9 protein-coding genes and 1 pseudogene are annotated in these 21,091 nt (G+C 67.2%); 2 read left to right on the top strand and 8 right to left on the bottom strand.

The genetic code is table 11. The features are described 5' to 3' along the window. Positions 1–70: 70 nt before the first annotated feature. Positions 71–1,123, top strand: coding sequence for an alpha/beta hydrolase (locus CSZ94_RS04720; protein ID WP_102120459.1), 1,053 nt, complete (start codon positions 71–73; stop codon positions 1,121–1,123). Then, positions 1,116–1,375 (top strand): annotated as a pseudogene (locus CSZ94_RS28455) (alpha/beta hydrolase); the annotation flags it as partial. The gene CSZ94_RS04720 and the pseudogene CSZ94_RS28455, both read left to right, overlap by 8 nt. On the opposite strand, the gene CSZ94_RS04710 reads toward CSZ94_RS28455, so the two are convergent. From CSZ94_RS04710 to CSZ94_RS04675, 8 genes are all read right to left on the bottom strand, one after another. After that, complete coding sequence (locus CSZ94_RS04710) at positions 1,333–2,319, bottom strand: magnesium and cobalt transport protein CorA (protein WP_102120458.1); 987 nt, start codon at positions 2,317–2,319, stop codon at positions 1,333–1,335. The pseudogene CSZ94_RS28455 and the gene CSZ94_RS04710 sit on opposite strands and share 43 nt — an antisense overlap. Positions 2,320–2,453: 134 nt before the next feature. Then, complete coding sequence (locus CSZ94_RS04705) at positions 2,454–2,633, bottom strand: hypothetical protein (protein ID WP_146009740.1); 180 nt, start codon at positions 2,631–2,633, stop codon at positions 2,454–2,456. Positions 2,634–2,747: 114 nt separating this feature from the next. Continuing rightward, positions 2,748–4,952 (bottom strand): aldehyde oxidoreductase molybdenum-binding subunit PaoC, encoded by a 2,205-nt coding sequence (paoC, locus tag CSZ94_RS04700; RefSeq protein WP_102120456.1) that lies wholly within the window; start codon positions 4,950–4,952, stop codon positions 2,748–2,750. A gap of 4 nt (positions 4,953–4,956) precedes the next feature. Beyond that, entirely contained in the window at positions 4,957–5,916 is a 960-nt protein-coding gene (locus CSZ94_RS04695) for an FAD binding domain-containing protein (protein WP_102120455.1), read from the bottom strand. Then, entirely contained in the window at positions 5,913–6,563 is a 651-nt protein-coding gene (gene paoA / locus CSZ94_RS04690; RefSeq protein ID WP_102120454.1) for an aldehyde dehydrogenase iron-sulfur subunit PaoA, read from the bottom strand. The genes CSZ94_RS04695 and paoA overlap by 4 nt, the downstream gene beginning before the upstream one ends. A 76-nt stretch (positions 6,564–6,639) precedes the next feature. Further along, positions 6,640–7,356 (bottom strand): sigma-70 family RNA polymerase sigma factor, encoded by a 717-nt coding sequence (locus tag CSZ94_RS04685; RefSeq protein WP_102120453.1) that lies wholly within the window; start codon positions 7,354–7,356, stop codon positions 6,640–6,642. Beyond that, on the bottom strand, positions 7,353–19,964 hold the full coding sequence (locus CSZ94_RS04680) for a filamentous haemagglutinin family protein (protein ID WP_258000770.1): 12,612 nt from the start codon (positions 19,962–19,964) through the stop codon (positions 7,353–7,355). Before CSZ94_RS04680 ends, CSZ94_RS04685 begins: the two co-directional genes overlap by 4 nt. A 143-nt stretch (positions 19,965–20,107) precedes the next feature. Continuing rightward, positions 20,108–21,088, bottom strand: coding sequence for a FecR family protein (locus tag CSZ94_RS04675; protein ID WP_102120451.1), 981 nt, complete (start codon positions 21,086–21,088; stop codon positions 20,108–20,110). Positions 21,089–21,091 lie beyond the last annotated feature (3 nt).

Genomic DNA, 21,091 nt, shown 5'->3' with positions numbered 1-21,091 from the left:
GCAGCGCTCAGCCGCGCTTCATGCACGGCGCCGATACTGGTCATGCCTTCCACCCGATGAGCAATACAGCATGGCCACAACAGACTACACCTCGCATTTCCACGCCCGCCGGCGCCTGCTGTTCAGCGCCGGCACGCTGGCGGCCCTCGCCGCCTGCGGCGGTTCGTCCGTCTCGCTCATCGCCCCGGTGACGCAGCGGCAGATCGCCGTCGCGCCCGGCGTCAGCCTGCAGGTGCGCGACTGGCCAGCAACACCGGGCGGCGCAGGCGACGACGTCATTGTGTTGCTGGCCGGACTGGGCGCCAATGCGCATGCCTTCGACAGCCTGGCGCCCGCGCTGGCGCAGCGCCACCGCGTACTGGCCATCACGCGGCGCGGCTATGGCGCTTCGGGCAAGCCGCTGCCCGTGGACGACGCCAGCTATGCACCCGCCACCCTGGTGGCCGACCTGCTGGCCGTGCTCGAGGCCCTGCACATCGAGCGCGTCATCTTGGCCGGCCACTCGATCGCCGGCAACGAGCTGACCCTGTTCGCCGGCATCCATCCGCAGCGCGTGCGGGGACTCGTGTATCTGGACACGACCTTCGATTACCTGGCCAGCGGTGGCTTTGAGGAGCCCGAACCCTCATTCCTCGATGAACCACAGCCCGGCCCGGCCGACCTGGCATCGATGCCCGCCTCGATCGCCTATGCCAAGCGGCTCACCAAGCAATGGTGGCCGGCACTGGAAGCGAACTGGCGCGCCACCTTGGAAGTGCTGCCCGGCGGCGCGGTGCGGCCGAATACCCCGCCCGCCATTGCCAGGGCCATGGACAAGGCTGCGCACAATTTCTCGCCTGACTACCGCCGCGTGCGTGCGCCGGCGCTAGTGGTCACCGTCGATCCCGGCACCCTGCGCAAGCTGTTTCCATGGCTGTTGCAGGCCGATCCCGCCACCCAGGCCGCCGCGCAAGCGGTGCTGGACTCTTTCCGCCCGCTGCGCCTTGCCGATGGCGAGCGCCTGGCGGCCGCCCTGCCCGGCAGCAGCCACCTGGTGATACGCGACGGTTTCCACAGCGATTTCTTCATCGAATACGAATCAGCCGTGGTCGGCGCCATCGAGGCCATGCGTTGGGACAGATGAAGCACCGCTGGCCAGCACCTTCGGCGACCCGGCCTGGCAGCATCAACCCAGCTGGTACCAGATTTCCAGCGCCGACCACCTGATTTCGCCCGTCAACCAGGAGCGCATGGCAGCGCGCCTGCAAGCGCGCAAAGTCATCGCCCTGAACGCCAGCCACGCCTGGCCTCGCGCCCCGTGGAAGTGGCGGCGCTGATACTGGAGGCGGCTGGCTACAGCCAGCCCTCGCGCCTCAGACGCCGGTGCAGCCAGTAGCAGCCGGCGATAATGACCACGATCACGGCCGGATAGCTGCCGCGCCACTTCAGTTCGGGCATGAATTCGAAGTTCATGCCATACAGGCTGAAGACCATGGTGGGCACGGCCAGGATGGCGGCCCAGGCGGCCAGGCGCTTGACCACCTCGTTCTGGCGGATCGAGATTTGTCCCAGCGCCACCTGCATGGCCGAATTGACCAGTTCGCGCATCTGCCCCGCCGTGTGCGTGACCCGCTTGACGTGGTCGAGAATGTCGCGGTAATAGATGCGGTTTTCCTTGGGCACGATATCGCCATGAAAACGGATCAGCTGGGTGCAAATGTCATGCAGGGGATGCACGGCCGCATCGAGTTTCAGCAACTCCGTCTTGAGCTGGTAGAAATCCTGCAGCTTGTCTTCGGAGAGACTGGGCTGGAACAGTTGCAATTCATAGTGCTGGAACCTGGCTTGCAAATGGTCGATGCAGGGCTGGTACTGGTCGACGATGAAGTCGATGATGGAATACAGCACGTAGCCGGGACCGCTGGCGAGTTTCTGGGGCACGCTTTCCTTGCGCTCACGCAACTTCGCATAGCCGGCCGAGGCGCCATGGCGCACCGTAATGATGAAGCGGGGGCCGAGAAACACGTGGGTTTCGCCGTAGACGATGACGTCGCCGTCCAGGGTAGCCGTGTGCATCACCATGAACAGGGTGTCGCCATACTCTTCCAGCTTGGGCCGCTCGTGCGCGCCCTGCGCATCTTCGACGGCCAGTTCGTGCAAGCCGAAGGCCGATTGCAGCGCCTGCATGGCCGTGACGTCGGGGCTGGCCATGCCGATCCACACGAAACAATCGGGGTCGCCGAGGAAGTCGCCCACTTTGTCGATGTCGAAATGGGCTATTTTCTTGCCATCGCGATACGCTTCGCAATTGACGATGGCGGCGTGGGTACTCAGGTCCATGGTGATTTTCAGCTGATGGGGGCAATATTGGGGGGCCAGTATAGCGGAAAGACCAGGTGCCTTGTATCGCCAAGCGGGTCGGCACAAGGCGGTCCGGCCCGCTTGGCCTCAATAGCGGCAATTCAAGCTCTGCATCACATTGCGCGGATCGCCGTAACTGACGCGGCGGCCTGTGCCGATGCCCTAGTGCTGGCGTCCCGCGCGATCTTGTAGGTGTCGCCAGCCTGCAACTGCCAGCCCGGCATCAGCTGGCCCGGCACTTCCAGTTCCACGCCGCGCGAGCGCACGCCGTCCATGGTGCGGCAGGCATCCATGCCCGTCAAAACCGCTGAGTTTTCGTCACACGCGGAGGAAAAAACACTTCACAATGTCAAACGACACCGTGCGGCAAGGCAGCACCATCACGCCGTGCTCTCCACGCGGCTCAGTTACGCCATCACCTTGTCGTGGAGCTTGCCAATCAGCTTGTCCAAGGTGACCGGATATTGCCTCACCCTCACCCCCGTCGCGTTGTAGACGGCATTCGCAATCGCCGCCGCCACGCCGCAGATGCCCAGCTCGCCCACGCCCTTGGCTTTCATGGGCGAGGACATGGGGTCCGTTTCATCGAGGAAGATGACGTCCTGGTGCGGGATGTCCGCGTGCACGGGCACTTCGTAGCCGGCCAGGTCGTGGTTGACGAAAAAGCCGCAGCGCCGGTCGACCACCAGTTCTTCCATCAGGGCCGCGCCTACGCCCATGGTCATGGCGCCGATCACCTGGCTGCGCGCCGTTTTCGGGTTCAGGATGCGGCCCGCCGCGCACACGGCCAGCATGCGGCGCACGCGCACTTCGCCCGTGTCGCTATCCACGCCGACCTCGACGAAATGCGCGCCAAACGTCGATTGCTGGAATTTTTTGTCGAGGTCGCCGTATTCCATATGGTCTTCCGCCACGACATCGCCATGCAAGGCGGCGGCAGCGAGCGGCACGCTGCGCTCGCCCTGGCTGACTTGCCCATCGGAAAAACGTGCTTGATTTTCATCAAAACCCAGCTTGCCGGCAATGGCCTGGCGCAGGCGCACGCAGGCCGCGTACACGCCGGCCGTGGAACTGTTGCCGCCCCACTGCCCGCCCGAACCGGCCGAAACGGGGAAATCCGAGTCGCCCAGGCGCACGACGACACGGTTCAAGGTCACGCCCAGCATTTCGGCCGCCGTCTGGGCGATGATGGTGTAGCTGCCCGTACCGATGTCCGTCATGTCCGTTTCCACGGTCACGATGCCGTTGGCGTCCAGGCGCACGCGGGCGGCGGACTGCATGACGAGGTTGTTGCGAAAGGCGGCCGCCACGCCCATGCCCACCAGCCAGCGGCCGTCGCGCCGCGTACCGGGCCGGCTTTGCCGCTCCTTCCAGCCAAATTCCACGGCGCCCGTGCGCAGGCAATCGATCAGGCGGCGCTGGGAAAATGGCCGGCCGGGCTTTTCCGGGTCGACCTTGGTGTCGTTGAGGATGCGCAAGACGATGGGGTCCATGTTCAGCTTGTCCGCCATCTCGTCCATGGCGATTTCCAGCGCCATCAAGCCCGACGCCTCCCCAGGGGCGCGCATGGCGTTGCCTTCCGGCAAATCGAGCACGGCCAGGCGCATGGCTGTCATGCGGTTCGGCCCTGCGTACAGCAGCCGCGTCTGCATCACGGCCGTTTCCGGTTTACCGCCTGGCAAATCGCCGGACCACGATTCGTGGCCGATGGCCGTGATCTTGCCGTCGCGCGTGGCACCGATGCGCAGGCGCTGAATGGTGGCGGGCCGGTGCGTGGTGTTGTTGAACATCAAGGGCCGCGTCAGGGCCACTTTCACGGGGCGATGCGCGGCGCGCGCGCCCAGGGCCGCCAGCAAGGCTTCCGCGCGCACGAACAGCTTGCCGCCGAAACCGCCGCCGATGTAGGGCGAGACGATGCGCACCTTGTCCTTCGCAATGCCTAGCGTGCGGGCCAGGTCGCCCCGGCCCCAGTCCACCATCTGGTTCGCCGTCCAGACCGTCAACTTGTCGCCCTCCCAGGCGGCAATCGAGGCGTGCGGCTCCATCATGGCGTGCGACTGGTCAGGCGTCGTGTAGCTGGCGTCCAGACGCACGGGGGCATTCGCATAGGCGAGCGCGAAATTGCCCGTCTTGCTGTCGGGCTTGTCGTCCTTCGGCTTGGTGGCGCTGCCCTTGGCCTTGGCCAGGTCGAACGCGCCCTGCTGCTCGACATACTTCACGTCAAGCAACTGCGCGGCCGAGCGGGCTTGCTCGAAGGTTTCCGCCACCACCAGCGCGATGGCCTGGTGGTAATGCGCGATATCCGGGCCGCCCAGCAGCTTCGCCGTGTTCATCTTGCCTTTGCCCAGCTTGCCTGCCGAATCGGCCGTCACCACGGCCAGCACGCCCGGTGCGCGCCGCGCGGCGCTGGTATCGAGCGAGGCGATACGGCCCTTGGCAATCGCCGCGCCCACCACGTAGCCGTAGGCGGCATGCGGCGCGGCTTTGTTTTGTTCATACGCGTACGGCGCCGTGCCCGTGGTTTTCAGGGGGCCGTCGATGCGGTCCGTGGGACGGCCCACGACTTTCAGCTGGTCGATGGGGTTGGTGGTGGCTGGAGTAGAAAATTTCATGGCCTTAGCCTTTCTTCGCTTGTGCTTCAGCCATCACGGCAGCAATCGTGCGCTGCGCCAGGGTCACCTTGAAACCGTTGTCGGCGGTGGGATGCGCGCCGGCCAGCAGGCGTTCGCTCACGGCGGCCGCGCCAGCGGGCATCGCTTGCTCGGCGGCAAGCACTGTCCACGGCTGCGGCGCCACGCCGCCCAGGGCCAGCTTGCCCGTGCCGTTGGGCAAGATAATGGCTGCCACAGACACCAGCGCGAACGCGTACGAGGCGCGGTCGCGCACCTTGCGATAGACGTGCGTGCCGCCAACGGGCGGGGGCAAGGTCACGCTGGTGATCAGTTCACCGGGCTGTAGCACGGTTTCCAGCTGCGGCGTATTACCCGGCAAGCGGTAAAAATCGGCGATGGGGATGGTGCGCGCGGCGCCGTCGGCCTGCACCGTGTCGATGCCGGCGTCGAGCACGCGCATGGCCACGGCCATGTCGCTGGGATGCGTGGCGATGCAGGCGGCGCTGCCGCCCAGGATGGCCAGCGGCCGGCTGTAACCCGCGATGGCGGAGCAGCCGCTGCCCGGCACGCGCTTGTTGCAGGCCTGGTTCGTGTCATAAAAATACGCGCAGCGCGTGCGCTGCAGCAGGTTGCCTGCCGTCGTCGCCTTGTTGCGCAATTGCGCCGAAGCACCGGCCAGCAAGGCGCGCGACAGCACCGCGTAATCGCGCCGCACCGTGGCATGCGCCGCCAGCGCCGTATTGCGCACCAGGGCGCCGATGCGCAAGCCGCCGTCCGCCGTCATTTCAATCCGATCCAGGGCGAGGCCATTGACGTCGATCAAATGCGCGGGGGTTTCAATCTCCAGCTTCATCAAATCGAGCAGATTCGTGCCGCCGGCGATGAACCTGGCGCCTGGCGTGCGCAAGGCTGCGGCCGCCGCTTCGGCCGGTGTGGTCGCCTTCTGGTAGCTGAACACTCTCATGCCGGCCTCCCCGCCACCTCGGAAATCGCCTCGATGATGTTGGAATAGGCGCCGCAACGGCAAATATTGCCGCTCATGCGCTCGCGCAATTCTTCCGGCGTCGCCTGCGGCGGCGCGTTCAAGTCCACGCTGACGTGGCTGGGGATGCCCTGGCGGATTTCTCCCAGCGCGGCGACAGCGGAACAGATTTGCCCCGGCGTGCAATAGCCGCATTGATAACCGTCATGCGCGATGAAGGCGGCCTGCATCGGGTGCAGTTTGTCGGGCGTGCCCAGTCCCTCGATGGTGGTGATGCGGGCGCCCTCATGCATCACGGCCAGGGTCAGGCAGGCATTGATGCGCTGACCGTCGAGCATGACGGTGCAGGCGCCGCACTGGCCGTGGTCGCAGCCTTTTTTTGTGCCCGTCAGGTGCAGCTGTTCGCGCAAGGCGTCAAGCAAGGTGGTGCGCGTGTCGAGTTCCAGGCGATGGCGCCGGCCGTTGACCTCCAGGCCGACGTTCATCAGCACGGGCGGCGGAGAAAGACTGGCCTGGCTGGCCACATTCACCGCTTCCGCCACGCCAGGAACGGCCACCGCCGTGGCCGACAGCGCGCCGGCGATCAGCAAACCGCGCCGGCCGGCATTGATGTGATTACACTCTGTCATGTCGCGCTTCCTTCTGGCTGTAGACTGGCTGGGTGGGCGCATGCAGGCCCGCAGTGACAGTCTGGCGGCAAGAGAGTTACGCGTCTGTACGCGAACGAACGTTCAGCCTCAGGCTGCGCCGGGTCGTGCCGGCGCCGCCCAGCGCCGCATGGCCCGTGTGGCGGGCACAGTGGTCGAGCGCCTGGCGCAAGGCCGTGTCGACGTTGCGCAGCGACATATCGTGCCGCTCGGCCACTTCCTGGCGGCTCAGCTCATCCACGCGCAACGCTTCAAGCACCTGCTGGTGGCGCCGCGGTAACAGCGCGACAGCCTGCGCCAGGCGCCGCACGTCCGCCTGCAGCTCGGCCAGGCGTTCCGGCCCCGCCGCCGTATCGGCCAGGAAATCGACCAGGCCAGCCTCGCCATCGCCCTCGTCCGCATATAGCCAGGCGCGGTTGCGGCGCAGGCTGTCCATGGCCGCATTGCACGCCACGCGAAACACATAGGCGACGGGGCTATGCGCCAGCGGCGCACCGTCCCCGGTCGTCAGCGCGCCCAGACGCAGCCAGGCGTCGTGCAGGCTGTCGCTGGCCAGTTCGGCACAACCCAGGTGGCGCGTAAGGCGCCGGTGCAAGCCCCGGTAATTGCTTTCCAGCACAGCCTGCAGCCGCGCGCCCTGCCCAGGCGCCGACAGCAGCGCCACGTCGTTGGCCGCCTGCAGGCGGGGCCGGATGGCGGGCCCGTAGCAGGCCATGCCTGCATGCCCCATTGCGCGCAAGGGCAAGGGCAAGGCTGCGGCCAAGCGGGCCATCATGGCGACAGCCTGCTGCGCTCTTGCGCCGTCAGCTGGCGCGTGGCCGATTCCGGCAACGTACCCAGGCCCAACACGCGCACGGCGCTGCGCGGGTTGTAGTCGGCCGCCTCGATGCGCGCGCCATCCTGCGGGGCAGCTTGCGCGCTGTCGGGCGGTGCGTCATTGCCAAAGCCCAGCACGCGCACCGTGAACACGGATGGCTGCGCCGAACGGGTGGCGGCGCGTTCGCGCTGCACCACGTCCTGCGCCGCCGCCGTCGCCTGCGTGGCGGCCGCGCTGGCGTTCGTCATGGCAGCCACGTTGACGGACGCCACCGTCGGCATGCCCTTGGCTTCGCCCTTGACCTGGATATTCGCCGCATTCATCACCGTCAGCGCGGCCAGGTTGACATTGCCCGAGACGCGGATGCCCGCCTCGCCCGCGTCGATGGTACCCAGCGGGGCCAGCAAGTCCACGTCGCCAGCCGGCACTTCGGCAATCGGCGCCAGGGTGGCGATGCCGGCGCCCGTGCTCGGCACGTCGGACGAGAGGGTCACGTTGCCCCAGTTGTCATACACGCGCTTGGGCGGCGTGTAGACGATGGTCGACTTCGAACCACGGCCCGCGTTGATGTCGCCTTGCGACGACCAGCCGAGGATATCGCCGCCAAACGTGGTCATGACGCGGCTCTGGCCCAGCAGGATGCTGGCGTGCGAGTACAGGTCGATATTGCCGCCGCCCTTGGTGATGACGCCCGAGGTCGACGGCGGCGCCTCGCCCTCGATGCCGAACACCTGCTTGCCGCCCGGCGTCAGCAGCTGGATGTCGCCGCCGAAGTTGGTATGCACGTAACCGCTGCGGGGCACGATGCGGTCGTCTCTTCCCGAGCTCGGGTTGTAAAGACCAAACGTGCCGCGGTACATGATGATGTCACCCGCATAGGAAATCGCCTTGCCGCTGGCGTCGGTGGCCGGCGCCAGGCCCTCGATGGCGTTGCGGCTGCGCAAGAAGCTGCCCTGGCGCGAACTGCCCGCATCGTTGTACTCGCGTCCGCCCGCCTTCAGTTCCGCAAAATACACCTCGCGGGCGAACATGCGCTGCTGCGGCTCGGGCAAGGCCAGATAGAAGGCCTGCGCCTCGGTGGGCGTGCCCTTGAAGGCGTAACGCTCGACTAGCCAGGTCGCCAGGTCGCTGTCGTACGCTTTCACCACCTTGCCGGCCTGGTCGGCCAGCGGCACGCCTGCCTGCGCCACGTTGGCCGGGTCAAGATACGGCTTGACGAAGCGCAGGTAGTCGAGGCCGGCCGCACCCACACCGGCCTGCATGGCGATGCCGGCGCCCGGACGCTTGTCGCCCTGCACAATGGGGCCGAGGCTGACGATGCTGCCTTTGTCCTGCATCAATATGTTGCGCCCGGCGCTGATATCGAGCGTGCCGGGGCCGACCACGTTGAAGGAACTGCCGAGGATATCGCGCCCGGCCGAGACCACCGATACGTCCTGCGCATTGTTATGCACGAACAGATTGCTGCTGTTGTTGAACATCATGTCGCCCTCGCTGGCGCCCACGCCTTCCAGCAGCGCCGTGCCGCTGCTGACGATGTCGCGCCCCGCCTTCATCCAGACCGGTTGCGCACCCTCATACCAGGTGATGCCCGCATGCTTGGCGTCGTAGAATTCGACGATGCGCCCGACGTTGACACCGAGCAAATCGCCCTTGACGGCATAGATACGGGCCGCCTGCGTGCCGCTGTTGCCAGGGCCGGCGGCCGAATCGGGACCGAAGGCGAACAGCGGGTATACGCCTTCCCTCGCCGGCGCCCCCGTGCTGGACAGATTGCTGGCCAGGGGACCGGTCAACCACGAATTCGGGGTCAGGGCGAGATAGGCGGGCTTGAACGGCGTCGCCATGCTGTCCGCCGCCGCGCCGGACTGGCCGATGGTAAAACCGCCAGCATAGATGGAATCACCGGCCAGCCACTGCAGTTGAGCATTCGGCGAAGGCGCCAGCAGCAATGGTGCCGCATAGCTGTTGGCAGCATTGCTGTCCACAATCGTCTTGCCGTAGTACAGGCTGCCATGCGCTGCGACAACACGCACGATGGAAGGGTAGATGGTGGCGAAGTCGGTTTCCGTGCCGATCGACGCCGTCAATGGCGTCAGATTACCGCCGGCGGAGAATAAGTCGAGCGCCGTGTGCGGCGTCCACAGGCTGAACCAGCTGTTGCCGATACCCAGTTCGCCCGATGGCGCAAGCGCCGAGGTCGGGTTGACCATCAGTACGCGGCCCGGGTCGGCCACATCTTGCAACACCTGGTCGCCCAGGGTCGCTACGCTGAACGTGGCGTCGCCAGGCACCAGGGTCATGCCGCCCTGCGGCGTGGCGCGCGTGGCCGTAAAGGCATCGTAGGCGCGTGTTTCTTTGGGCGCGTGATCGGTACTTTGTGTGCCATATTGCAGCTTCAGGCTGCCCAGCTGTGCGGCCGACGTTTCCGCATGGCCGCGCAAGTCGACCAGGGCGCCATTCATGTGGCCAGCATACGGCATGCCTGCCGGGTTGATGGCGCCGCCCACGCGCAGGTCCAGGTCGCCGCCACCCGTCAACAGCATGCTGCCATCGGCATGCACGCGGCCCGTACTGCCCACGGCCAGCAGCAAGCCCTGCGAACGGGTATTGATATTCGCGTTATAACTGCTGCCCTGCGCCAACGCCAGCGCGCCGGCGTCGCCCGCCACCTCGGCGCGCAGATTACCGCCGCCCAGGGTACCGAAACCCGTAAAGCCCAGGACGTCGTCGGCCAGGGTGCTGCGGCCCACATAGGTACCGAAATTGACCCACCAGGCCACCGGCTGTGCCAGGCCGCCGATGGCGAGACCACCGCTGCCCTGGCGCCACAGCCAGTTGCCCCCGGCCGTGCTGTCGTAGCCCGCGTCCGCAGTGACGGGACGCAAATTGGTCGCGGCACTGCGGCTTAACAGCGAGCCCGTCAGGTCGCCGGCAACCTTCAGCAGCAGATTGCCGCCCTGCTCGGGGTACCAGGCGCGGTACATGCTGCCGGTGCCGCCATCGACCAGGTGTTCATGCTCGCCGTCCGGATTGTTCAATACCTTGCCGTCGGCATTACGCGCCCGCGCCTGGTTGAACGGGTCGCCTGGCGCCGTCGCCGTGGACGACATGCCGGCCGTGTACACGCCATACAGGCTGTCCATGCGCAAGTCGCCGCCACTGAGCAGGTCCAAATCGCCCGTGCCCGTGCGCAGCACGCTGTAGCGCAAGCTGCTCGCCTTGTAGTCAAACGTGGGGCTGGAGGTGCCGCACCAGGTGGGGTATTCCTCGCACAAAGTTGGCCAGCCTATAGCCACGGGGTCGAGCAGGTCGCCCGCCTTCACGCTGGGGTCGGCAAACTCTTCCGCGCCGGCCTTGGTCCACACGTATGCCACCTTCAGCACGCACAGGCTCGTGTCGTTGGCGCAAAAGACTTCGACGGTCTGGCCGAACTGGCTGGTGAATTCCTCGGTGATGGGCTCGCCCGCCACGATACCGGGGATGCCTTCGCGCTCGCCCAGCTCCTGCGCTTCCTTGGTCCAGTACTGCACGCCCTTCGGCGGCACCAGCACGCCATACATGCCGTAGTGGCTGTCCGCCAGGCGCAGAGTGCCATGCTCGGGATGCGCCTGCACGCTGCGCGTATCGGCCGCAGCGAGGTCGGCGCCGGCCACCAGACGCATGCCCCACGCTTGCGAGCCTTCGGCCAGCATGGGCGCGATGGCCCACAACTTGCCCTGGCTGCCCGCCACTTCCGGGCGCAGCGCGATAGCCTCCACATTGGGCATCAGCTTGACATCGGTGCCGGATGGGATCAAGGCGCCCACGGCCAGCGCCAGGTTGCCGTTGAGCATGAAGCTGGAACGTTCGCCCGCCACGCCAGGCAGCGGCACGCCCTTGGGCCAGGTCATGGCGCTCACTTTCACCGTTTGCTTGAGTACGCTGCCTGCATCGAGGCGCATGCCGGCGTCCAAGGTTTGCGCCGTGGCCAGCAGGCTGCCGGCCGCGTGGACGATATTGCCGGCGCTGTCGCGCACGGCGGCCGCCAGCACCGTGCCAGCCGGCAAGGTCACAGCCTGGTCCAGGGTTACGGCCACGGGCAGGCGCGTATTGGCGCTCAGATTGAAGCCCTTGACGGGCAGCTCATAATTGAGCACGGCGCCGCCCGGGAACAGCGTGCCGTCGGCCACGGTCACGCCCTGGCCCGGCACGATGAGGTCGCTGCCGTTGATGTCGCGTCCCGGCAGCAATACCCAGCCTTTGTCATCCTTGGTGGCGGGCGGCGGCGCGAAGCCGTCGTTGATGCTGCCGTAGATGCTCAAGTCGCCGCCGGCGCGCAGCAACAGGCTGCCCACTTCGCCCGAGCCGCGCACATTGCTTGCTTGAAAGCGCGGGTTCAGGCTGGCGTAGCGCATGTCTGAGAGGTCCAGGTCGCCCTGCACCACCAGGTCGCCGTCCGGCGTCTTGCTGACGATATCGACGCCGGGACGCACATGCAACACATCGGCATACGCGGCCGTGGTCAAGCCCGCCAGCTTGCCGTTGCGCAAGTTCGTGTTGGCCAGCGCCGCATCGATGAAGGCCGTGCTGTCCACGTGCTTGCTGTCGAGATATGCCTGATTGATCACCTGGTAGGGGCGGCCGCTGGCCGACAGGTCCGTGGCGTAGGCCGCGTCGTCATAGCGCTGCATGGCGTTGACGGCGATCGATTTCGCGCCGCGCACGGTGAAACCGCCACCGGCTGCAATGCCGACATCGCCAAAGGTGGCGGCGTCAATGTCCGTGCGCGCGCCGCCGCTGCCCAGGCGCGGCGCACTCAGTTCCAGCGTGCCGCGCGCGGCGCCGTCATATTCTCCCTTGCCCTTGCCGGCCACGGCCGATGTGCCGTGGCGCAGGTCGATTTGCGCGCCGCCGGCCAGGTTCAATGTGCCCTCGCCCGCGTTCAGTTCCACCATGGCCCGGTTCGGGCTATCGATGATCTTGCCATAGCTGTCGACGCGCAAGACGGTGCCATGCGCATCGAGCACGGCGTTGCCGGTCAAGGTGAGGCCATGCTTGCCGGCCAGGCGGATGCTGCCCACACGCTCGCCACTGGCGTCGATGGTGCCGGCGACGGTCAGGCGGCCGTTGTCGACGGACACCTGCACGTCGCCCGCCTTGAGTTCGTTGCCTATCGTCAGATCGCCCTGTTTCAGCTGGAAGCTGCGCCCGCCCGTCACGCCGCCTTCCGTCAGGCGCGTGTTCAGCACGGCAAACTGGCTGTCCAGCGTGCCGCCGGCGCCCAGGGTGTGCGCGCGCACGTCCACGCTGCCCTTCTTGTATGGCACCACGCTACCGCCCGCGTCGTAGCTGCCGCTGGCGCCACCCACAATCTTGCCTTGCAAATCGACCATGCCGGCCGCGCCGTCGAGCGCCACGGCCTTCAGGCTGCCGGCGCGGTTATTCTCGGCCGACAGGTCGATCACGGCAGCCGCAGCCTGGCCGATATCGCCGGCGCGGCTATCCAGGGTCACGTCGCCGCCCCAGCTGTATTTATCCACGTCGAAAAAGGTGCTCTTGCGGCCCGCCATGTCGATGCGCGCGCCGTCGGCCAGGCGAATGTCGTGCTGCGCATTGACGGTGAGCTTGCCGCTAGGCAATACCACGGCCGTCGCCACAGTCACGCTATCGCCATGCAAGGCCAGCTGGGCGCCCAGTCCATCGTTATTTTTGACGGCAGCCGCTGGTGCTGCGCCGGCCGGCGCCGTTACCTTCAGCGCGCCGCCCGCCGTATAGCTGTGCGCGGAACCGGCGTCGCCCGTCAGCAGCGGCGTGATGATGTTGAGGTTGCCGCCGCTGACCTGGTAGCCCTTGCCTGCCTCGTAGGCGCCCTGCGTCTGGTAGACGGACAGGCTGCCCTTGTGGTTGGCCGTGACCTGGCCCGATGCTTTCAGGTTGACCGTGCCAAAACCCAGCGCCAGGCGGTCGAACGAGGCGACACCGGCCGGCTGCGTGTAGGGGCCGAAGCCGAAATCGATGCGCTCCGCTTCCAGGTTCAGGGTGCCGCTGCCCGTGCCGGCGCCATGCGCGATCACATTGCCGGCTGGCGACAACGCGCCGCCCCAGATCAGCTTGGCCGTGCGGATAGTGGCCACGGCATCGGCGCCGCCCTGGCCATACATGGCCGGCGTGGTCAGCACCAGACGCTCCAGCGTGGATTTCCCCGTGCTCTTGTCATAGGTATCGAGCACCACGTCGCCATAGAAATTGACGCTGTCCGCCGCGCTCAGCATCAGCGCCTGCAGCGCCGGCGCGCCCGTGCTGGTGTCGCCGCGCAGCAGACGGTCCAACACGCCCTCGTTCATGGCCAGGCCGCTGGAACGCGTGCCGCTGGCCTGGGCCGCCGCCAGCGCCTCGCTGCTGCCCATGTTGATGGCGCCCACGGACAGGCTCAGGTTGCGCGTGCCGTAGCGCGCCGTGTCGTCCAGTTCAAACCTGCCATTGGTCGACAGCAGCAAGGTGCCTTCCGAGTACAGGCTGGCCGTGCCGGCGCAAACATCGGCACACACGCCGATGCTGATGCCGCCACGCGCCGAACCGCCGACCGGCGCCACGTTCATCAAGCCGTTCGAGGCGGCAAGCACGTGCATGTCCGGGCGGGTCTTGTAGATGAAGCCGTCGTTGGCGTCATACGCGGCCTTGCCGCGTCCCAGGGTGCTGATGCCAGCGCCAGGCGCGATATCGATCAAGCCATCGCCAAAATTATAATTGCTAGGGTCCTGGGCCACCAGGAACACCTCGGGCGCCGACAAGATGGCCCCGGCGCGCAGGTAGATGGCACGCGCCGAGTTGACGTCAAAGTTCACGTAGTTGCCGCCCTGGCCGTATGTCACCGTGGGTGTGTTGCCCACCACAATGCGGGCCGCGCCGATATTGTTCAGGCTGGAGGCACGCACGCTGACCAGCCCCGTGCCGCTGGTGGCCGGCGCAACATCGGCGAGGATTTCAATCTCGCCGTTGGAACTATTGCTCGACCCCAGCATCACGGTGCCGCCATAGCCGCCTTCGGCTGCGGCGAACTTGCCGGTGCCGCGGAACTGGAATGTGTCCAGGCCGCCATCTTGCGCCAGGGTCAGCTTGAGCGTTTTCGCATCGGACGGCAGCATGGCACGGGGAATGCCGCGCGTTTGCGCATCGGCCAGGGCGAAGGCGGCATAGCCCGTTTCGTTGTACTGGGAATAGGTGCGCAAGACCTTGGCCGGCGTGAGTATCAGCTGGCTGGCCAGCGGCGCGCGGATATCCGTGCCGGCAATCGACAGGGTGCCGGACGCGGCCCAGGAACCGTTGCGCAGCTGCTGCGCCAGGGTGTCTGCGCTGCCCTGGTCCGCCAGGCCGTTCAGTTCCACGCGGAAGGCGCCCGGCAGCAAGGCATAGGTCGAGGGCATCAGGGTGTAAGTGCCGGCGGGCAAGCCCGGCACGCCATCGTCTATCGTCACCTGCCGGCCCACGGCCGCATCGGATGCCGCCTTGCCTCCGCCCGAAGGCGATTGCGGCGCCTGCACGCCCGGCACGATGGCGTACACAGGGTTGGTCGCCAGGCCCGGCAAGACAAAACCACCGTTCGCGCCCACCTGCACCAGCGGATGGGTGCGCGCGTCGGTGGAGCCGCCGCGGCCGGCGATGAAACCGGCACCCGTCAGTTCACCGCCGCCGGACAGGTCGAGCAGCGCGCCCGGCTGTACGTCCACGGCCACGCCGGCCATTTGTACGCCGATGCGCAGCAGGCCCCCCTGCCCACTGAAGCCGCCCACGCCCAGGAGGGCGGCCGGCTTGCCATCTACATTCCATGCCTGCCCATCGACGGTGCCGCCATACGGCATGACCAGGCCGGCGCCGCTGACGGAGGTGATACTACCAGGCAACAGATTCACCGTCAGGCTCTTGTCATTGTCATAGCGGGCCGCGCCGATCGACAGGCGGCCCAGCGGCGCGCGCACCACGCCGCCCTGCTCGATATGCGCAGCCTCCAGTTCCAGCGAACCGAAGGCGGAATACGGCATGGCAGGCATGCTCTCGGTACTGCGGCCAATGGTCAGGCTGTGCGCAGGGTCGTAGCCGAACTTACCGTCGACCGAGCCAGAGCCAACGCGCACGGCGGCGCCGGCGCCCGTTTCCGGATACAGCTGGGCCGCACTGAGGGTCATGTCGCCCGGCGAGGACAACACCGTTGTCGCTTGATTGCCATCCCAGCCCAGTGGCGACAGCAGGAAGCGCAGGTCGCCGCGACTGGTCAGGCGCACATCGTTGGCCGCAATGTCGACCATACCGCGCACATCGATCAGGTCGCCCGCTAGGCGGATCTGGCTGGCGACCGGCGATGCGCCCGCACTGCCCGGCCTGACATAGTAGTCACGCCCGACCGGCTTGACGCTGGCCAGGCGCACATACGGCGCCGCGATGCTGACCTTCGCGCCAGGCTTGCTGCCAGGCGACAACATAGGCGCACCGTACAGCTGGAAGCTCTGTTGCAGCGTCAGCGACACGTTGCCATCGAAGGAGGCGGCGCCAAGCAGGGCCAGGCTACCGAAACCGCCCGCTTCCACCTGCTCCACCGAAAAACGGCCATGGCCATACTGCAGCACCTGCGCCGCCTCCTGCGCACTCATGCCATCGGCCAGGTCGCTGGCGCCCTGCTGCTGCGTCAACCTCAGCTGGCGCCCCTGCAGCACCCTGGGCGTGGCCAGCACTTTCAGGTACTCGGGCGTGCCCGTGGCAACGGACAGCGTGCCGCCCGCCGCGCCCGCGCCGCCCGCCCTGGCCAGCAGCTGGCCATCGAGGTACAAGCCATTGTTCGACGCCAGCGCGATGCTGCCGCCCGCGCTGGCCACGTCGATGGCCGCGCCGTTCACACCGTTCACGTCGAGCACGGCATGCGCGCCCGAAGCGTCCAGCACGGCGCCGCCGCGCACGACGACAAACAGGCTGGCCGCCGAGGTACTGCCCTGTGCATGGTCGATCTCGCCGCCGATGACGATGCTGCCGCCGTCAAGCACCTTGCCGTAGCGCCGGCCCTGCGCGTCGGTGGCCGTGATGGCGCGTGACGCCACGTCCAGCACGGCGTTCTCGCCTATCCACAGGGAACGGCCATGGCCGGCCGCCTCCACCGCCTCGGAGACAGGCGTATCGACGGCCACGCCACCCAGGCTGATCTTGCCGCCCCAGGCGTTCAGGCGCCCTTCCACCGTCAGCTGGCCCACGCTGGACAGCTTGATGGACTGGCCCGCATCGACGCTCACCACGGCATTCTTGCCCACCAGCAGTTCGGCGCTGGCCATGTCGGCCGCGCCGGAGCGGACATCGCCCACCTGCAGGGCCAGGCTGGCGCCCTTGCGCTGCGTCAAAGTGCCCTTGACCGCGTTCTGCGTGACCGGCTCCGGCGTCCACAAGGCCAGTTTTTCATTGTCCACCACGCGCAGCACGGGCATGCGCACCTCCACCTGCGTGCCCTCCGCAACAGTCAAGCCCTGCTTGCCGACCAGGCTGTAGCTGGAAAAACCCTGTTCAAAGAAGTCGCCGCCCAGCTGCAAGGCGCCGGCCGCAGGCTTGTCAGCTTGGCCAATGACTATCTTGTTAGCCTGCAGCTCCAGCTTGCCGCCGCCTTGCACGCCATGGCCGCGCACTTGCGCGCCTTCGCCCAGCAGCAGGTCGGCCTGCGCGCCGTAACTGGCCAGGGTCAGGTTGCCGCCCTTGCCGCCCTGCTGTTTCGCCTGCGACAGGATGGCGGCTCCCGAGCTGACATCGATCAGGCTGGCGCTGCCGATGCGCACGTCGCCAACCGCGCGCAGGGACACGTTGCCGCCGTTCACATACGGCAGGCCGGCGGCGGCCAGCGGGTCGCGCAGCACATTGGCCAGCAAGCCGCTGGTGTCCAGGCTCACGCCATCGGCCAGCACCAGCTTGCCCAAGGGTGCGCCCGGATTGACGAAGGTATCGAGCATGCCCAGCGCGCCGATCTGGTTCAGCACATTGCCGGCCAGGATGCTGCCGCCATGGCTGCGCAGGCTGCTATTGATGGCCACGTCCTTGCCGAACATGGTGATATTGCCGCCGTCGGCCACCTGCAGCGCGCTGTCGACCGTGATCGCGCCCTTGGCGGCGATGCGGATGGCGCCCAGCTGTTGTTCGTTCAGCAAGTTGGTATCGAGCAACAGCTTGCCCTGGCGCTCGGGCGCCAGCGCGCCTGCCACGGCCAGGCCGGCGGCGATGCCGTCTTGCACGCGCGTCAGGCGCACCTCGTCCATGACGGCCGACAGCACATGCTGCAGCACGCCCGTGCGCTGGTCGAACATCGGCTGATACTGGCCAACGATCAGCTGCCCCCGCTGCGCGGCCGCCAGCTGCGACTGCTGGTAGCCGTCGAGCAGCGCCTGGCGCTCGCCCTGGAAAACCTCGCCCGCGATGCCCCCTTCCAGCACGGCCGAACCGGTGGCGACCACCAGCTTGCCCGCATCGCGGCCCACCGTGTAGCCGTTTTCCAGGCGCTGTTGCGCGGCGATCAATGGATTGGCGTAGTGGGCGCTGGCATCCTTGCCCCAGCGCGCATGTTCTTCCTCGTAACCCTTGTATACGCCCGCGTACGGCAAGTCGGCAGGCGCGCTGCCCGCCTCATACAATTTGCCGTCCGCGCCTTTCAGCCAGGTCTGGCGCAGCGCGCCCGTCTGCACGTCCAGCGTGCCGCCCGACAGGTTGATGCTGGAGCCAAGCTGCGTGACGACATCCTTGCCGCCGAAGCTCACCGTGCCGCCTTGCGCCATCCACTCGCTGACGGAATGGCCCTGCGTGCCCAGGTAGCCGGCCACTTCCAGCAAGCCGCCCGCCGTGTACCAGCGGTCGCTGTCGTCGCCGTTCGTGCCCTTTGGCACCAGCACCAGCTTGCGGCGATCGACCCAGATATTGTTGTTGATCAAGGCCTTGCCGTCGCGGTTGACGGGCGCGTCGCGCTGCTCGTTGCCCTGCACATTGATCTCGACATTGTTCGCCGCCATGGCCACCTTCACGCCCACAGCGCCGGACACGTCGAACTGGGCCCCATCGCGCAGCAGGCTGCGGCTGGCGGCGTTGACGGCGATCTGGCCGCCCGTGGCCAGGGTCAGCGAGTCGCCCATGAATTCCACCGTGCCGGCGCTGCCGATCTCGATGCGCGACTGGTCGCGGCGGTCGTTCACGGCGAGAATATTTTCCGTGGACGTCACGACCGGCCCGCGCATGGCGTCGCGCTGGCTGTCGAGCGCCGTGGTCTTGCCGTCGTCCTCCACCAGGATGGCCGTGGTGGCGCCGCGTCCCAGGGTGACAGCCGCCTCGCTGCCCAGCGCGTTCAGGTGGATGGTGCCGCGCGTGGCCGTGGTGGTGGACGCGAACAGCACGCCGTCCTGCTGCACCGTGCGCCCGGCCAGGGTGATGTCGCCTTCGCGCGCCTGGATCAGGCCCGTGTTGACGACCTTGCCCGCCGTGCTGCCGGCCGCGAACTGCGGCGTGACTTCGCTGCCGCGCGTGGTCGACAGCGGGTTGCCATCCGTACCCACGCCCTTTTTGATGGTAAAGCTGTCGCCCCCGGCCAGCAGGGCCTGGCCCTTGGGTGTGCTGATTTCACCCCCATTGTGGACTTCCTTGCCCAACAGCATCACATAACCGCCGCCTTCGGTGCTGCCCTTGGGCATATTGCTGGCGATGCGCGCGCCCGCCTGCACCTGCACCTTGCCGGCCGCATCGGCAAACGTCGTGGCGCCCGCCGTGCCGGGGCTGTAGATCCCCTCCTTCTGGAATTGTGCGTCGCCGATGCGGGCCGCGGCCGCCACCAGGCTGCGCGTATCGACCTGGCTGGTGCCGGTAAACACAATGCCGTTGCGGTTGACGAGCAGCAGCGTGCCATCGGCCTTGATCTGGCCCTGGATCTGGCTGGGACGTGCTTGCGGATCGTTGACGCGGTTCAGCACGGCCCAATCCTTCTGCTGCTGGAAAGTCAGGGTCGTGTCCTTGCCCACGTTAAACGTTTCCCAGTTCAGGATGGCCTTGTCCGCCGTCTGCTGCACCACCACGGCCGTCTTGCCCGCCGCCACCGTCTGCACGGGTGCCTGGGCGTTGAGCCAGCCGGCCGTCAGGCTATTGGTGTCGACCTGCAAGCCGCCCTGCGCCAAGCCATTTGGCGCGCTGGCGCCGCCGGCGGCAGCCTGGCGCGCCTGCGCCTGGGATGCTTGCTGCGCGGCAATGGCGCGTGCGGCCAGATTCAGGTTGTTAAGCGAGCGCTGCAATTGCTGGTTCGCCTGCTGTTGTTGACCCTCGGGCCGGCTGCCCAGCGGCAGCGGCTGGCCATTCGGCAAGCGGCCCGAGCTGGCCGCCGTATGTTGCGCCGCGCCCTTGGCCGCGAACCAGCCGCCGCTGAATGCCTGCTGCGCGCACGCCGGCGTGGTAAAGGCGCCCGCCATCAGCATGGTGGTCAGTGCGTAAGCGAGCGGCGTGAGCCGCAAGCGGCTGCCCAGCGTGGAGGACCGCTGCGCGCCCATGTCTACGTTTGGGACTGGGCGCTGGGCAGTGTGAAGCTTGGTCATGGCAATGGTTTCCTGGCTAGAGAGTAGGGAACGGAGCCTGGCGGTGGCGCAGGCGTCCATGCCTCCATGACGTAGCTCGATGGCGGAAGGGATACTGTTTTTTGAAAAATATTTTTGGCCAGCCCCCGCAGAGAAACCCGGAATCAGCTGAGCACGACAATGCCGCCTGGCAAGCTGGTCATTTGCGCTCCATACAGGTCGCGTATCATCGCCAGCGCGCCATCGGTTTGCCCGATGGAAAAACGCATGCGCACCAGGCGGCGGCCCAGTTCGGCATTGCGCAGCAGCACCCGACCGGGCCGGTAGCGGTTGATTTCATCGACTACCTGGGATAGCGGCTGGCCGACAAACGACAGCGCGCCCGTGCGCCACGCATTCGCCTCGCCCACAGGCGCGGCCGTGGCCGCCTGCACGCCGTGGTCGTCGTACACCAGTTGCTGCCCTGCATCGAGAGTCTGGCGCCGCTGCTGCCAAACCACGTCGACGGCGCCCGCCAGGCAGGTGACGCAGACGGCATCGTCCGTGTGGCGCACATTGAAGCGGGCCGACTGCGCCAGCAAGCGCCCCGCGCGCGCCAGCACCGTGACGGGCTGGCGCGCGCCGCTGGCGAGGATTTCCGCCTCGCCGCCCAGCAGTTCGATGGCTTCCGGCGCCCGCACATTGATGCGCGTCTGGGTATTCATCTGCACCGACATCTGTGGCGACAGGGCCACTTGCCGCTGCTCGCCCGTGCCCGTGCGGTAGTCAGCACTCAACTCTTGCAGCGAAGGCCAGGCCCCCAGCGGGGGACGCAAGGCCAGCACGGCCACACCGGCCGCCAGCGCGCCGCCGAGGAAGGCGCGGCGCCCGGGACGCGCCGGTAACGCCAGCACATTCGTCCGCTGTGGCGCGGCCGCGGCGCGGCTCAAGGCGGGGGCCAGCGCCTGCCACAGGTGTTGCAGTTCGCGCCAGGCGCGCGCATGCGCTGGGCTGCGCGCGCACCAGGCGCGCAAGGCGTCGGCGTCGGCCTGCGTAAAATCATCGGCACGCAGCCGCGCCCACCAGGCAGCGGCTTGCTGGCCGATGGCGGCGTCGCTGTCGGCAGTATCGAAAGGGGCGCGTGGATCGCGGTCAGGAGCAGTCATGAG

This window comes from Janthinobacterium sp. ROICE36 (assembly GCF_002869965.1).
Lineage (GTDB): Bacteria > Pseudomonadota > Gammaproteobacteria > Burkholderiales > Burkholderiaceae_D > Janthinobacterium.
The sequence above is the reverse complement of the archived record's forward strand: the minus strand, read 5'-3'. Positions and strand labels throughout refer to the sequence as shown.